The following is a 16,154-nucleotide window of genomic DNA, read 5'->3' on the forward strand; positions in this document are numbered from 1 at the left end:
AAGCCCATGAATCTCGCCGCTTCCCTGTCCACGCCCGTCCACCACGAGGGCTGCGCCGCGCTCGCCGAACTGGCCGACCGGATTGCCCGATCGACACGGGACGACGGCATCCACCCCACGGCGTACGCACCGTTGAGCCTGGTGCGCATCAGCACCCCGACGGCCTGCACGCCGACGGTGTACGAGCCGCGGCTGTGCATCGTCGCGCAGGGCAGCAAGGTCGCCACGCTGGCCGGCGAGACCTATCACTACAACCCGCTGCATTACCTCGTGGTGTCGGTGACGCTGCCGGTGTTCGGACAGGTGATCGAGGCGACGCCCGACAAGCCGTACCTGTGCTTCCGCCTGGACATCGATCCGGACGAGGTGGCCGACCTGCTGGTCGACGCCGGCCAGGCGCAATCGTCGGCCGGAGTCGACACGGGCCTGTACGCGGCACGCGTCAATGCCCCGCTGATGGACGCGGTGCTGCGCCTCATGCGCCTGCTCGACACGCCGGACGACCTGGCCGTGCTCGCGCCGATGGCACGTCGCGAGATCCTCTATCGCGTGCTCACCGGCGAGCTGGGACAGCGCCTGCGCGCGCTGGCGATGACCGACAGCCGCGGCAGCCGCATCGCGCGCGCGGTGTCGATGCTGCGACAGAACTACCTGGAGCCGCTGAGCATCGACGAACTTGCCAGGGCGGTGCACATGAGCACCTCCTCGTTCCACCATCAGTTCAAAGCGGTCACCACGATGTCGCCGCTGCAGTTCCAGAAGCAGCTGCGCCTGCACGAGGCGCGCCGCCTGATGATGGCCGGCGGCATGGAAGCGATGTCCGCCGCGCGTCACGTCGGCTACGAAAGCCCGTCGCAGTTCAGCCGCGAATACAAGCGCCTGTTCGGCGCACCGCCGCGTTCGGAAGTCGGCCGCTCGCGCGCGGCGCCGGTGATGTAGGCGCGTAAGCCCGCTTTGCGGGCGACGCCTATCGCCGGTCAGTAGTTCGACTTGGCAGCGGGCGCATCCGGGATAGGCTGGCCCTGCGCATCGAGCAGGCTCCAGTGACCCCACTGGTCGCGGACGCCGTGGCCGCCGGTGCGGCCGGCGCCCGGGTCGGCCGCATAGCGATACAGCGGCTTCTTGTTGTAGGTGACCTGCGTGGTGCCGTCGGCGCGACCAACGGTACCGATCAGGTCCGCCTGCAGGCCCTGGCCGGCGGTCGGCTGCGCATCGGTGCTCAGGAACGGCGGCCATACCTCGACGCAGCCTGCACCGCAGCGATTGCCGTTGACGTCGCCTTCCAGCGCATACAACGCGGTGCCGGCGCTATTGGCCACATGCGGCCTGGGACCGCCTTGCGCCAGCATCAACGCCGCGGCGGCCTGGTTCTGCGTGGCGGGCGTGGCCGCAGGTGTGCTGGCGGCGGGTGCAGGCGTGGTCGGTTCGCGTTCCTCCCGGTTGCCCGGCATGTCGGTCGCGCCGGACACGCGCCCGCCGGAACCATCGCCACAGGCGGCCAGGGACGTAACGATCGCGCACAGCAGCAGCGTGCGGTGGGCAGCGCGTGTGATGTTCACGGCGGACTCCATGCAGCGGGGTTGTCCCCTGCATACCCGTGGCGTGGTGAACCGGCGGTGGAGTCGGAGTGAACCGCGTGTGTGCGGCTTCAGCGAAGCGTGCGCGTCATTCGCACCAGTGCACGTGCAGCGGCTCGCCGCTGTCGCTGTCCAGCGCGGTGAGGATCGGCCAGCGATGCGGGTCGCCCGAAGCCAATGCCTGTTCGAAGACGCCGCGCTTGCGTTCTCCGTGCAACAGCAACAGGCGGTGCGGGATCCGCGCCAGTCCGTGAGGCGTGAGGCTGATGCGCTGGTGCCACTGCCGCGCACCGGGACAACCGCGCGCGTCGATGACGACGTAATCGCGCTGGCTCGCGAACACGCGCTCCTGATCCTTCATGCCCGGGAACAGCGACGCGACATGCCCGTCCTCGCCCATGCCCAGCACGGCGACGCTGGCCTCACGGCGCGCGTGCGCGTTGGCGGTGGCGACTGCGCCTTCGATGTGGCGGCCTGCCTGCGTCATCGGTTCGAAGTGTGCGGCCGCCGCGTGATCGCGCAACAGTTCGTGGTGCACCAGCCACGCGTTGCTGTCCGGGTTGTCCGGCAGCAGCCAGCGCTCGTCCACCAGGCCCACGTCCACGCGGTCCCATTCCAGCGGTGCCTGTGAAAGCGCGCGATAGACCGGACCCGGCGTGGCGCCACCGGAGAGCAGCAGGCGCGCGCGCGCCTGCAGTGCGAGCGCGCGACGAAGGTCCGCGGCGATCGCCACGGCGCTCGCCCAGGTCCACACCTCATGATTGGCGTGAACGTGCAGGACGTGCCGCGCGGTCGCCGACTCGGCTGCGGAAGCGGGCGAGTGGCCTTCGACCATGCGGCGATCCTCGCACAGGCCGCCGCAAGATGCCGTCAGTTCAGGCAGGCTGTTGCGCCAGCGCCGCCGCACCAAGCAGGCCGGGCTGCGGATGCACCACTGCCAGGGTGGGGATGCGCGCCATCACGGGCCCGAAGCGGCCCTTGAACTCGAAGCGCTGGCGGAATGCCGAATGCGCGATCGACGAAAGCAGCCTGGGCACCAGTCCGCCGGTCAGGAACACGCCGTCCCACGCCCCCAGCGTCAGCACCAGATCGCCCGCGGCGGCGCCGAACACCGCGCAGAAGATGTCGATGGTGCGCAGCGCGCGCGCGTCGCCGTCCTTGGCGCGGGCCGTGATGTCGGCCGGCTTGAGCGGACCGGGATCCTCGCCGGCAATCGTGCTGAGCGCGCGATGCAGGTTGACCAGGCCCATGCCGCTGACCAGTCGTTCGTTGGACACGCGTCCGAACTCGCCCGACAGCTGCTGCAGGATCTCGATCTCTTCCGGCGAGTTCGGCGCGAAGCTGACGTGGCCGCCCTCGGTCTGCAACGGGTAGTAACGGCCCTCGCGACGCAGCAGGCCGCCCACGCCCAGCCCGGTGCCCGCGCCGATCACGGCGAAGGTCCGGTCGAGCGTGTCGTGCCCGCTCCAGCCCACGCCACCGATCGGCACCACGTCCTGTGGACGCAGCAGCGACGCGCCCATAGCCTGAGCAGCGAAATCGTTGACCAACCGCAACGACTGCAGGCCCAGCGCGTCGCCGGTGCGCGCGGCCGAGATCACCCACGGATGGTTGGTGATGCGTGCCTCGTCGCCGTCCACGCGCCCGGCGACGGCAAACACGCCCGTGGTGGCGAGCGCGCCGGTGGTATCGAGGTAATGGCGCGCGGCATCGGCGAGCGAGGGGAAGTCGGCCACCGGGAACTCGCGCACGCTTTCCATCAGCAGCGGCTCGGCCGCATCGTGCCGCGCGAGCGCGAAACGCGCGTTGGTGCCGCCGATATCGGCGAGCAGGGCGTGGGTGTCGGGCTGGGAGGTCTCGCTCAAGGGCTCACCACGGCATGCGTTGCGCAGATGAGGCCGCAGCGTAATGGACCGGGGCGCGCGTGTCTGCGGTGCGGGTCCGCGCGGGCGGGGTGGCGTGGGCTGAATACGAAATCAGCGGCTGTGGTTGATCCTTCTCCCTTCGCGAGAAGGTGCCCGAAGGGCGGATGAGGGGCAACGGAGCGCCAACGCACGAACGCGAAGTGCATCACCGCACTGGCTGTTCTTCGTTGTGCCTCCGTTGCCCCTCACCCCAACCCGCTCTCCCGATGGGAGAGCGGGTCAGGTTCCGAGCTACCGGGCCAAAACAGAACGGAGGGATCCGTTGCCAGGGAGGGAGAGAGGGCAACGGATCCCGTCCGCGAAACCTCAGTACGGCAGCGGATCGGCCAGCGAGCGACCGTTGCTGCCGATCACCTTCGAATACCAGCGCGCGCTGTCCTTGGGCGTGCGTTCCTGCGTCGCGTAGTTCACGTGGACCATGCCGAAGCGCTTGGAATAGCCCAGCGACCATTCCAGGTTGTCCAGCAGCGACCACAGCATGTAGCCGCGCACGTCCACGCCGGCTTCGATGGCGTCGTGGATGGCGCGCAGGTGCTTGCGCAGGTAGTCGGTACGCAGCGGGTCCTTGATGCGGCGGTTGCCGTCGTCGTCGACCATCGCCGCTGGCGGATCGAAGAACGCCGCGCCGTTTTCGGTGATGTAGACGGGCAGGTCGCCGTAGGTCTGCTTGAACCACACCAGCAGGTCGGTCAGGCCCTGCGGGAACACTTCCCAGCCGGTCTCGGTGTAGGTGCCCAGCGGCTGCTTCACCACGCCGGTGTTGAGCGGATAGCTCTCGGCCGCCTTGGTGACGCTGCGCGTGTAGTAGTTGATGCCGACGAAGTCGAGCTTCTGCTTGATCAGCTCGTAATCCTCCGCCTGCCATTCCGGCCACGCGTCGCCGAAGATCTCCTTCAGTTCCGGCGGGTAATGGCCGAGCAGCGCCGGATGCAGGTACTGCTCGTTCATGTAGGCATGGGCGCGACGCACCGCAGCGGCGTCTTCGCTCGAATCGGTGGCCGGGTACTTCGGCTCGATGTTCACGACCAGCCCCATCTGGTGCTTGCCCAGCTCGCGGTACGCCTTCACCGCGGCGCCATGTGCACGCATGAGGTTGTGCGAAGCGATGGGCGCTTCGTACTTGCTGCGATGGCCCGGCGCGAGCGCGCCGTGCAGGTAGCCGCCGTCGGTGACCACCCACGGCTCGTTGAGGGTGACCCACTTCTTCACCCGGCCGTCGAGTTCGCGGTACATCACGCCGGCGTACTCGGCGAACCAATCGGCGATGTCGCGGTTGAGCCAGCCGCCGCGGTCGTCCAGTGCCGCGGGCAGGTCCCAGTGGTACAGCGTCAGCAGCGGCTCGATGCCGTGGTTGAGCAGTTCGTCCACCAGGCGCGAGTAGAAGTCCAGGCCCTTGCGGTTCACCCGGCCCGTGCCCTCCGGCAGGATGCGCGACCACGACACGCTGAAGCGATAGGCCTTCAGGCCCAGCTCGCTCATCAGCTTCACATCGCTCTTCCAGCGGTTGTAGTGGTCGCAGGCCACGTCGCCCGTGTCGCCGTTGAGCATCATCCCCGGCGTGTGCGCGAAGCGCGTCCAGATGCTGGGACCGGCACCGTCGGCCAGCGGCGAGCCCTCGATCTGGTGTGCGGCGGTGGCGGCGCCCCACAGGAAGCCTTCGGGGAATACGTACTGGTCGGAACCAGGTGCTTGGCTCATCGGTGACTCGGCCTCGGATGCTCGTGCGCTTTGGGCGCCGGGGTGGATAGGCATGAAAACGGTTACATGGCAGGATAGCCGACGACGGCGACATTTGCATCGCCGACAATCCAGCGGCGATAACGAGCCGCCGGCCGTCGCGGCGGCAGTGCATCACCTCGTCGGCGCCGCTGCCAAGGGGTCATCCGGAGAATTCATGGCGAAAGTCACGCTGGACCGTCTGCGCAAGGTGTATCCCAACGGCTATGTCGGCGTGGACGGCGCCAGCTTCGAGATCGCCGACGGCGAACTGCTGGTGCTGGTGGGCCCGTCCGGCTGCGGCAAGTCGACGCTGTTGCGCATGATCGCGGGGCTGGAAGCCATCACCAGTGGCGACCTGCACATCGGCGAGCGCCGGGTCAACGACGTCGCGCCGAAGGATCGCGACATCGCGATGGTGTTCCAGAGTTACGCGTTGTATCCGCACATGACGGTCGCGGAGAACCTCGGCTTCGGCCTGAAATTGCGCGGACTGAAGAAGGAGGAGATCGACCGCCAGGTGCGCGAGGCCGCCGCGACGCTGGAGCTGGAATCCCTGCTGGACCGCAAGCCGGCCGCGCTGTCGGGCGGGCAACGCCAGCGCGTGGCGCTGGGACGCGCGCTGGTGCGCAAGCCGCAGGTGTTCCTGCTCGACGAGCCGCTGTCGAACCTGGACGCCAAGCTGCGCGCGTCCACCCGCGTGCAGATCGCGCGCCTGCATCGCCAGCTGGGCGCGACCATGGTCTACGTCACCCACGACCAGGTCGAGGCGATGACGCTGGGACAGCGGATCGTCGTGCTCGACAAGGGCCGCATCCAGCAGATCGACACGCCGATGGCGCTGTACAGCCGCCCGGCGAACCTCTTCGTCGCGACCTTCCTGGGCAGCCCGCGCATGAACCTGCTGCAGGGCGAGATCGGCGAGCGCGACGGCGGCCTGGACCTGTCGCTGGCCGATGGCGTGCATCTGTCATTGCATCCGGACGCGGAGTCCGTTCCGCGCGTGCGCGAATTCGCCGGACGCCGTCTCACGGTGGGCCTGCGCCCCGAGGATCTGCACCTGGCCGACGCAGCGCCGGGCCGATTGTCCGCGCGCGTTGAAACCGTCGAACCGGTCGGCAGCGAGGCCTTCCTCAACCTGGACTGCGGCGGGCACGAGATCGTCGTGCGCGTGCCGCCGCGCGATCTGCCGCATCCCGGCGCGACAGTGCACCTGCGCCACGATCCGGACCATCTGCATTACTTCGACCCGGAAAGCGGGCGCAACCTGCACGGGTGATCCGCGGCCGCGGCAACGTCACGCCGGTGGGGCGACGCCGGGGCGGGTCGGATCCGCCTCGTTGACGTCCTCCGCGCCGGGCGAGGTTGGCGGCGACGCGCGCTGGTCGCCGGCATACGCCGTGCGCCCCTCCTCGGGCAGAACGCGCGCCGGCGCCACCCGCAGCCGCGGCAGTGCATACGGATGGTGCGCGTTGAGGAACTCGATCATCCGTTCGCGCACGGCGCAGCGCAGGTCGAACAGGTCGCCCGAGTTGCGCGAACTCACCAGCAGGCGCACCTGCAGGGTGGACTGGTCCGCGTCAGTGACCTGGGCCACGCACACGCGGCCGTCCCAGCGTTCGTCGCTTTCGCAGATGCGCTGCAGCGCCTCGCGCACCTCGGCCATCGGCGTGCGGTAGTCCAGCCACAGGAAGGCCGTGCCCAGCAGCTGCGACGTAGTGCGCGTCCAGTTCTCGAACGGGTTCTCGATGAACCACTGCAGCGGCACGACCAGCCGGCGCTCGTCCCAGATGCGCACCACCACGTAGGTGCTGTCGATCTCCTCGATGCGGCCCCATTCGCCCTGCACGATGACCACATCGTCCAGGCGGATCGGCTGGGTCAGCGCGATCTGCAGCCCGGCGATGAGGTTGCCGAACACCGGCTTGGCCGCGATGCCCGCGACCAGGCCGATGATGCCCGCCGAGGCGAGCAGGGTCGTGCCGATCTGGCGGATCGCCGGGAAGGTCATCAGCGCGATCGACACGCCCGCCAGGATGATCGCGCCCTGCGTGATCCGGCTGAGTACCCGGGTCTGCGTCTGCACGCGGCGCGCGACCAGGTTGTCGGCCACGTCGACCGGGTGTTCGCGCAGGATGCGCTGCTCCACCGAGCCGACCACCCGCACCGCCAGCCAGGTCAGGCACAGCAGGCCGCCCATGCCCAGCGCGTGCTGGATGCGCACCGTCCACAGCTCCGGCAGCGGCGCCGTGCGCACGGCGATGCTCAGGAAGAACAGGGGCAGGGCGACCGCGGCCGGCGTCGCGATGACCTTGACGATGCGAGCGCGCATGCGGGTGGCGGCATGCGCATCGGCACGGCGCGACAGGGTCAGCAGCGACCACTGGACGACCAGGCCGATGAGCAGTGCGATCGAGATGGGCCACGCGATCGCGCCGGCCTGGTGCCAGAAACCTGGATCCATGGGGGCAGGGTCGCAGTGTCGGCGTCGATGCGATGTCGACCTGCTGGGCGCCCATGGCCCAGCGCCGCAGGTGACGAAGCCTGCGCTTCCCGGGCCCGATTCACCGGACCGGGCCCGTTCGCAGCCGCTATACTCGCGGGAATCCGCGCCCGCAGCCGGGCATAGCTCCCAGTCGAATCAAGTGGTTGGGATAACAACCTGATCCTTTAGGTAATCCACGGCCGCCCACGCGGCGTGCCAGAGGCCACCTCGCCGCATGCGTCTGTCCACGATCAAGCTTTCCGGTTTCAAATCCTTCGTCGATCCGACCACGCTGCACCTGCCGACCAACATGACCGGCATCGTCGGTCCCAACGGCTGCGGCAAGTCCAACATCATCGACGCCGTGCGCTGGGTCATGGGCGAGTCCTCGGCCAGCCGCCTGCGCGGCGATTCGCTGACCGACGTGATCTTCGCCGGTTCCTCGGCCCGCAAGCCCGTCTCGCAGGCCATGGTCGAGCTGATCTTCGACAACTCCGACCACACCATCACCGGCGAATACGCGGCGTTCAACGAGATCTCCGTCAAGCGCACGGTCAGCCGCGACGGCACCAGCCAGTACTACCTCAACGGCGCCAAGTGCCGCCGTCGCGACATCACCGACCTGTTCCTGGGCACCGGCCTGGGCCCGCGCAGCTACTCGATCATCGAGCAGGGCATGATCAGCCAGGTCATCGAGGCGAGGCCGGAAGAACTTCGGGTCTACCTGGAAGAGGCGGCCGGCATCTCCAAGTACAAGGAGCGCCGCAAGGAAACCGAAACGCGCATCCGCCACACCCGCGAGAACCTGGACCGCCTCAACGACCTGCGCGAGGAAGTCGGCAAGCAGCTCGAGCACCTCAAGCGCCAGGCGCGCCAGGCCGAGCAGTACCAGGCGATCCAGGCCGAGCGGAAGGTCAAGGACGCCGAATGGAAGGCGCTGGAGCACCGCGCGCTGGACCAGAAGCTGCAGGCGCAGCGCGAGAAGCTGGGCCAGCAGGAAACGCGCCTGCAGCAGCTCATCGCCGAACAGCGCGAGGCCGAACGCGAGATCGAGGTCGGCCGCGTGCGCCGCGAGGAAGCGGCCGAGACGCTCAACAAGGCGCAGGCCGCCAGCTACGAGGTCAGCGGCACGCTGGCCCGCATCGAGCAGCAGATCCAGCACCAGCGCGAGATGTCGCAGCGCCTGCGCAAGGCGCGCGACGAGGCGATGGCCGCTCTGGCCGAACTGGGCGAGCACATCGGCAGCGACCAGGCCAAGCTCGACGTGCTGCGCGCGGCCGTCGACGAATCGCTGCCGCGGTTGGAGCAGCTGCGCGAGGAGGACGTGGTCCGCCAGGAAGCGTTGCGCGAGGCCGAATCGGCGATCAACGACTGGCAGCAGCGCTGGGACCAGCACAGCCGCGCGCAGGCCGAAGCATCGCGTGCGGCCGACGTCGAGCGCACCCGCATCGAGCACCTGGACCGCCAGGTCCTGGACGCGGACCGCCGCCGCGAGGCACTGAACAACGAGCGTTCCGGACTGGACCTGGGCGCGCTGAGCGAAGCCTTCGCCGCGCTGCAGGAACAGCACGAGACGCAGAAGTTCTCCATCGACAACCTCAGCGAGGAACTGGAGAACCGCAAGTCGTCGCTGGGCGAACTGCAGGAACAGCAGCGCTCCGCCCAGTCCGAGCTGGCCGAAGTGCGCAAGCAGGCGCAGGCCGCGCGCGGCCGCCTGTCGTCGCTGGAAACCCTGCAGCACGCCGCACTGGGCCAGGAGCAGGGCGCCGCCCTGAACTGGCTGAAGGCGCGCGGGCTGGATTCGGCCACGCGCGTCGGCGAGGCGCTGCAGGTCGATGCGGGCTGGGAAAACGCCGTCGAAAGTGCGCTGGGCCAGATGATCGAAGGCGTGCTGGTCGAGGCGCCGGAAACGCTGGTCGATGCGATCGGCGAACTGGGCGACGGTCGCCTGGCGCTGGTTGATCCCGCTTCGAACGAGCACGGTAACGACGCGGTCGAGTTCGCACCGACGTCGCTGGCGTCGAAGGTGCGCGGCCCGATCGCGGTCCGCCGCATCCTGGCCCGCCTGCATGCGGCCGAGAACCTGGTGGATGCGCGCGCGCTCTTGCCGTCGCTGGGCGAGGGCGAATCCATCATCACCCGCACCGGCGAGCGTATCGGCGCCGGCTGGGTGCGCGTGCTGCGTTCCGGTGCCGCCCAGCAGGGCGCGCTGCTGCGTGAGCGCGAGATCCAGACGCTGCGCGGCGAGATCGAAACGCTGCAGGCGCGCGAGCGCGAGCTCGAGTCGCTGCTGGTGCAGTTGCGCGACCGCACACTGGCGGCCGAGCAGCAGCGCGAGGACGCGCAGCGCACGCTGTACATGGCGCACCGCTCGGTGTCCGAGCTCGCCGGCCAGCTGCAGAGCCAGCAGGGCCGCCTGGACAGCGCACGCGCCCGCATCGAGAAGATCGATGCCGAACTGGCGCAGCTGGCGCAGAACCTCGACGCCGCCCGCGAGCAGGCCAGCGAGGCGCGCGCGCGCCAGGAAGAGGCCGTGATGCGCATGGCCGAACTGGAAGACACGCGCCAGTCGCTGGAGAACGAGCGCCGCAACCTGTTCGACGCACGCGACCAGGCGCGCAACACCGCCCGCGAATCGCGCGACACCGCGCATGCGCTGGCCCTGACCCTGGAATCGCAGCGCACGCAGATCGCGGCGCTGGAACAGGCCCTGTCGCGCATGGGCGGCCAGCGCGGCCAGATCGACTCGCGCCTGGGCGAGCTGTCCGCGCAACTGGCTGAAGGCGACGAGCCGGTCCACACGCTGGAAGAACAGCGCCAGGTCGCGCTGGAGCAGCGCGTGGTCACCGAGCAGGCGCTCACCGCGGCACGCACGGCGCTGGACGGCATCGACAACGACCTGCGCCGTTTCGAGCAGGTGCGCCATCAGCGCGACGAACAGGCCATCCAGCAGCGCGAGGCCATCGGCCATCGCCGCCTCGAGCAGCAGGCGCTGGTGCTCAAGGCCGAGCAGCTGGCCGCCGCGGTGGTCGAGGCGGGCTTCGTGCTGGAGGACGTGGTCAACACGCTCACCGACGACATGGATCCGCAGGTCTGGGAACGAGCGGTCGGCGAACTCGACACCAAGCTGCGGCGCCTGGAGCCGGTCAACCTGGCGGCGATCCAGGAGCACGCCGAGGCGGCGCAGCGCAAGGAATACCTGGACGCGCAGCACACCGACCTGACCACCGCACTGGAAACGCTCGAAGAGGCGATCCGCAAGATCGACCGCGAGACGCGCGGCCGCTTCAAGGACACCTTCGACCGCGTCAACAGCGGCGTGCAGGAGCTCTATCCGCGCCTGTTCGGCGGCGGCCACGCCTATCTCGAACTGACCGGCGAGGACCTGCTCGACACCGGCGTGTCGATCATGGCGCGCCCGCCCGGCAAGCGCGTTTCGAACATCTCGCTACTGTCCGGCGGCGAAAAGGCGATGACCGCGGTGGCGCTGGTGTTCGCGATCTTCCGCCTCAATCCCGCGCCGTTCTGCCTGCTCGACGAGGTGGACGCACCGCTGGACGAGGCCAACGTCGGCCGCCTCGCGCAGATGGTCAGCGAGATGAGCGAGCAGGTACAGTTCCTGTTCGTCACGCACAACAAGGCGACGATGGAAGCCGCGCAGCAGCTTTCGGGCGTGACCATGCGCGAGCCGGGCGTCAGCCGACTGGTGTCGGTGGACCTGGCCGAAGCCTCACGCCTGGCCGGCGTGGCGTAAGGACTGGAAGCGGGAGCGGAGGCGGGAAAGGCAACGGCAGCCTGCATGCGGCGTTGCGTTTCGTTCCCTTCTCCTCCATCCCGCTTTACATTCCCGTACTTGATGAACCCGTAAGGAGCCCCCGATGTCCGACGTGACCCTGCTGCGGATCGGCATCCTGATCGCCGGCGTGATCCTGATCGCCGCGATCGTGTTCTTCGGCCGTCCGCGCAAGCCGGGGCAGGGCAAGCGCGTGGCGCGCGAACCGGCAGGCGAGCCGGTCCGTCACGAGCCCACGCTGGGCGAGCAGATCGAACGCGAGGCGGCGCAGGGCCGCAGCGCAGGCGACGTCACGCAGCAGGCCGAACTGGAGCTGTTCGAGCGCACGATGGAAGGCAGCCCCAGCAGCGAGCTGGGCCGTCGTGAGACCGAGGAGTTCGACAAGATCGTCACCCTGTACCTGGCCGCGCGCGCGGGACAGAAGCTGCACGGTCCGGACATCGTCGTGGCGGCCGAGAAGGCCGGCCTGGTCTACGGCCACATGGGCGTGTTCCATCGCCTGGTCGAGAACCATCCCGAGCGCGGCCCGGTGTTCAGCGTCGCCAACATCATGAAGCCCGGCAGTTTCGACATGGCCGGCATCCAGTCCATGGAGACGCCGGCCATAGCGTTCTTCCTGACCCTGCCCGCACCGGTCAATGCGCTGGATGCCTGGGAAACCATGCTGCCCACCGCGCAGCGCATGGCCGAACTGCTCGACGGCGTGGTGCTGGACGAGCAACGCAACGCACTCGGCCGCCAGCGCATCGCCCACATCCGCGACGAACTGCGTGCCTACGACCGCCAGCGCGAAGCGCCCCCGCTGACCAAGCCGGCGCGCTGGTAGTGGCTTGACGCTTCGTTCTGCGGCGCTTCCAACGACGTTGCCGCTTGAACGTCGTTCCTCGCTGATGCGTTCGGGGTGAAACGTTTTAGCTCTCCCTGCGGGAGCGGTTAGGGCTCCAGGCGCTCGAGCCCCTCTCTCAGCGGGAGAGGGGTTGGGGTGAGGGCCGGTCCGAGCGATCACGCTGAAGCTCGCGATGCGTCAAACGGCTGCTCGCGACAGCGCGCTCGGCGGATCCCGATGATGCAGTTCCCCCGGCAGCGCGCCCGGTACATCAACATGGATTCCAGCTCGCTGGAATGACGGCATCGGACTTCGACGGCGTCACGGCCTGGACCCCGGCGTTCGCCGGGATGACGATGTGTCACGTTGAACACGTGCATGAAGCGCTTCTGTTCGAACATCGTCCCGTCAAGGCGCATCGGGGCACGACGTTTTTAGCCCCTCTCCCGGCGGGAGGGGTTGGGGTGAGGGTCGGCGCAAGCGATCACGGTGAGGATCGCGATGCGTCAAACGGCTGCTTCGCTACGACGCACTCGCCGGGCAAGATGGCGCAGCTTCCGGCAGCGCGCCCGGTACATCAAAGTGGATTCCAACTCGCTGGAATGACGGCATCGGAACTTTGGCGGCCTGACGCGTGACGGCCTGCATCCCGGCGTTCGCCGGGATGACGGACGTATCCCTGCGGCTATAGCCGTGCAGCTCCGGCAACACCGCATATTCCTTTCAAGGCTTCCGTCCTCACACGGGCCCACGCACACTATCCGCGCTCCCGCCGGTTGACGGCTGAAGGACTGCACGTGGCCAAGACTTCGACTCCCGCCGACCGCATCGCCGAACTGCGCACCCGCATCGACGATGCCAACTACCGCTATTACGTCCTCGACGATCCGTCGATTCCTGACGCGGAGTACGACGGCCTGCTGCGCGAACTGGAATCGCTGGAGGCCGCGCATCCCGAACTGGTCACCACGGATTCGCCCACGCAGCGCGTCGGCATCGCGCCGACCGGCACCTTCGCCGAAGTACGCCATGCCGTTCCCATGCTGTCGCTGGGCAACGCGTTCACCGACGCCGAAGTCGCCGACTTCGAGCGGCGCATCGAGGAGAAGCTGGGCCGGCGCGCGCCGAAGTTCTCGGTGGAACCCAAGCTCGATGGCCTGGCGATCAGCCTGCGCTACGAAGGCGGCCGCTTCGTGCAGGGCGCCACGCGCGGCGACGGTGCCACCGGCGAGGACGTCACCGCCAACCTGCGCACCATCAAGGCGATCCCGCTGCAGTTGCGCGGCAAGGACTGGCCCGCGGTGCTGGAGGTGCGCGGCGAGGTCTACATGCCGCTGGAGGCCTTCAGAAAATACAACGAGCGCGCGGTGAAGGACGGCGGCAAGGTGCTGGCGAACCCCCGCAATGGCGCGGCCGGCTCGCTGCGCCAGCTTGATCCGCGCGTCACCGCACAACGGCCGCTGGCGTTCTATGCGTACGGCGTCGGTCTGGTCGAAGGCGCGCCGCTCCCGGCGACGCACTCGCAGACGCTGGCGCGCCTGCGCGACTGGGGTTTCCCGGTCAGTCCGCTCAACGACGTCGTGAGCGGTGCGGACGGGCTGCTCGGTTATTACCAGACGATCGGCGGCAAGCGCGACGCGTTGCCCTTCGACATCGACGGCGTGGTCTACAAGCTCGACGACTACGAAGGCCAGCGCGAGATGGGCTTCGTCTCGCGCGCGCCGCGTTGGGCCATCGCCCACAAGTTCCCGGCGCAGGAACAGTCCACGGTACTGGAAGGCATCGACATCCAGATCGGCCGCACCGGCGCGGCGACGCCCGTCGCGCGCCTGAAGCCCGTGCAGGTGGCCGGCGTCACCGTCACCAACGCCACGCTGCACAACGCCGACCAGATCGCGCGGCTGGACGTGCGCATCGGCGACACCGTCATCGTGCGCCGCGCGGGCGACGTGATTCCCGAAATCGTGCGCGTCATGCCCGAATACCGCGATCCGCACGCACCGGAATGGCAGATGCCGACGCAGTGCCCGGTGTGCGGTTCGCAGATCGTGCGCGAAGAGGGCGAAGCCGTGTGGCGCTGCTCGGGCGAGCTGACGTGTGCAGCGCAGCGCAAGGAGGCGATCCGTCATTTCGCCTCGCGCCGCGCCATGGACATCGAAGGCCTGGGCGAGCGGTTCATCGAGGACCTTTCGGACCTGGGCTACCTTCAGTCCGTGGCCGACCTCTACAGGCTCACGCTCGACGACCTGCTCGAAATGAAGCGTCGCGCCGACGAACGCGCAGGCACGACGCCGGAAACCGTCAAGGCCGGCAAGGTCGCCACCAAGTGGGCCGAGAACCTCATTGAAGCGATCGACCGCAGCCGGCGCACGACGCTTGAGCGCTTCCTGTATGCCCTGGGTATCCAGCACGTGGGCGAGAGCACGGCCAAAGCACTGGCGACGTGGTTCGGCGACGTGGAGCTCATCCGCCGCCTTCCGTGGCCGCTGTTCAAGCGCGTGCCGGACGTGGGCGGCGAAGTCGCGCGTGCGATCGGCCACTTCTTCGACCAGGCCGGCAACCAGCAGGTCATCGACGACCTGCTCGCGCGCGGCGTGAGCATCACCGATGCGCATGCGCCCTCGCCGAAACTGCGCGACGGCCTGGACGCCGCGACGCTGCTGGTCGACCTGGAAATCCCGAAGATCACGCGCGTGCGTGCCGAACAGCTGGCGGGTGCCTTTGCGAGCGTGCAGGCCTTGGTGGATGCGCCCCAGCACAACTTCGTTTCCGCCGGCCTGCCGTCCGACACCGCGCAATCGCTGGCCCAGTGGCTGGAGGACGAATCCAATGCGCGCCTGCTGGATGCGTCGGCGCAGGCACTGGCGCGTCTCGACGCGGCCACGCCTGCCGTACAGGCCGTCGCGGCCGGGCCTCTGGATGGCCAGACGGTCGTGCTGACCGGCACTCTCTCCGGCATGAGCCGCGACGAGGCCAAGGCGCGGCTGGAATCGCTGGGCGCGAAGGTCGCCGGCAGCGTGTCGAAGAAGACCAGCTTCGTCGTCGCCGGCGAAGCCGCAGGTTCCAAGCTCGACAAGGCGCAGGAACTTGGCGTCGAGATCTGGGACGAGGCGAAGCTGTTGGAGCTTCTGTCGGAACGCGAAAGATGAGTCGTGCCGCGCATTGCCGGCTGGCTACCCGGTTCCCTCTCTCCCGCTTGCGGGGGAGAGGGCCAGGGTGAGGGGACTTATGGACCACGCCCGGCGTTTACGCAAGGAGCAGACCGATGCCGAAGCCAGGCTCTGGCATCGCCTGCGCAATCACCAGCTTGAGGTGAAGTTCCGCCGGCAACACCGCGCCGGTGGATACATCCTGGATTTCGCCTGCGTCGAATGCCTGCTGGCGATCGAACTGGACGGCGGCCAGCACGCGGAGCTCACCCACGAAGATGCACAACGCACGGGTGACCTGGAGCGCGCCGGCTGGCGCGTGTTGCGATTCTGGAATCACGACGTGCTGCTGCGTACCACTCAGGTCGTGGAGGAGATCTGGCGGGTGTTGCAGGAGAGAAAGCAGGAGCAAGGGCTTCCCCCTCACCCCAACCCTCTCCCCCGCAGGCGGGGGAGAGGGAGCCAAAGCCAACACCAAAGCCAAGCCCCGAGCGAAGTGCAAGTTCAAGCCCAGAGCCAAAGCCAAGGACACGGCCAGTCCCGAGACGAAGCCCAACGCCAAGGCGAAAGCCAAAGCCAAAACCAAAACCAAAGCCAAAGCCAAAGCCAGAGCCAGAGCCAGAGCCAGAGCCAGAGCCAAAGCCAGAGCCAGAGCCAGAGCCAAAGCCAGAGCCAGAGCCAAA

11 protein-coding genes are annotated in these 16,154 nt (G+C 68.4%); 6 read left to right on the forward strand and 5 right to left on the reverse strand.

Features of this window, described 5'->3' with window-relative positions; all coding sequences use genetic code 11:
- Positions 1–6: 6 nt before the first annotated feature.
- A complete protein-coding gene (locus tag VFE83_RS04725) occupies positions 7–939 on the forward strand; it encodes an AraC family transcriptional regulator (protein WP_324903730.1) in 933 nt (310 codons plus the stop codon).
- 38 nt (positions 940–977) lie between these two features.
- On the opposite strand, the gene VFE83_RS04730 is transcribed toward VFE83_RS04725, so the two are convergent.
- From VFE83_RS04730 to VFE83_RS04745, 4 genes are all read right to left on the reverse strand, one after another.
- Positions 978–1,559, reverse strand: coding sequence for a hypothetical protein (locus VFE83_RS04730; protein ID WP_324903731.1), 582 nt, complete (start codon positions 1,557–1,559; stop codon positions 978–980).
- Positions 1,560–1,665: 106 nt separating this feature from the next.
- Positions 1,666–2,412 carry a 6-phosphogluconolactonase gene (pgl, locus tag VFE83_RS04735; protein WP_324903732.1) on the reverse strand — a complete coding sequence of 249 codons (747 nt, stop codon included), beginning with the start codon at positions 2,410–2,412 and terminating at the stop codon, positions 1,666–1,668.
- A 40-nt stretch (positions 2,413–2,452) separates the two neighbouring features.
- Positions 2,453–3,442 (reverse strand): glucokinase, encoded by a 990-nt coding sequence (glk, locus tag VFE83_RS04740; RefSeq protein WP_324903733.1) that lies wholly within the window; start codon positions 3,440–3,442, stop codon positions 2,453–2,455.
- 366 nt (positions 3,443–3,808) lie between these two features.
- On the reverse strand, positions 3,809–5,200 hold the full coding sequence (locus VFE83_RS04745) for a GH1 family beta-glucosidase (protein ID WP_324903734.1): 1,392 nt from the start codon (positions 5,198–5,200) through the stop codon (positions 3,809–3,811).
- Between the two features lie 196 nt (positions 5,201–5,396).
- On the opposite strand from VFE83_RS04745, the gene VFE83_RS04750 reads away from it, so the two are divergent.
- Positions 5,397–6,497: a sn-glycerol-3-phosphate ABC transporter ATP-binding protein UgpC gene (locus VFE83_RS04750; RefSeq protein WP_324903735.1), complete on the forward strand. Its 1,101-nt coding sequence runs from the start codon at positions 5,397–5,399 to the stop codon at positions 6,495–6,497.
- A gap of 18 nt (positions 6,498–6,515) precedes the next feature.
- Here VFE83_RS04750 and VFE83_RS04755 read toward each other — a convergent pair whose 3' ends face one another.
- Positions 6,516–7,682, reverse strand: coding sequence for a mechanosensitive ion channel family protein (locus VFE83_RS04755; RefSeq protein WP_324903736.1), 1,167 nt, complete (start codon positions 7,680–7,682; stop codon positions 6,516–6,518).
- Positions 7,683–7,938: 256 nt separating this feature from the next.
- Here VFE83_RS04755 and smc point away from each other — a divergent pair, with 256 nt between their 5' ends.
- The 4 genes from smc to VFE83_RS04775 form a co-directional block, all read left to right on the forward strand.
- Positions 7,939–11,457: a chromosome segregation protein SMC gene (gene smc, locus VFE83_RS04760; RefSeq protein ID WP_324903737.1), complete on the forward strand. Its 3,519-nt coding sequence runs from the start codon at positions 7,939–7,941 to the stop codon at positions 11,455–11,457.
- A gap of 124 nt (positions 11,458–11,581) precedes the next feature.
- A complete protein-coding gene (zipA, locus tag VFE83_RS04765) occupies positions 11,582–12,322 on the forward strand; it encodes a cell division protein ZipA (protein WP_324903738.1) in 741 nt (246 codons plus the stop codon).
- Positions 12,323–13,119: 797 nt separating this feature from the next.
- Positions 13,120–15,471: an NAD-dependent DNA ligase LigA gene (gene ligA / locus VFE83_RS04770; protein ID WP_324903739.1), complete on the forward strand. Its 2,352-nt coding sequence runs from the start codon at positions 13,120–13,122 to the stop codon at positions 15,469–15,471.
- Between the two features lie 79 nt (positions 15,472–15,550).
- Positions 15,551–16,154: endonuclease domain-containing protein (locus VFE83_RS04775; protein WP_324903740.1), on the forward strand; the 604-nt coding region annotated here is incomplete at its 3' end.

This window comes from Lysobacter sp. (assembly GCF_035655815.1).
In the GTDB taxonomy this organism is placed as follows: Bacteria; Pseudomonadota; Gammaproteobacteria; order Xanthomonadales; family Xanthomonadaceae; genus Lysobacter_J.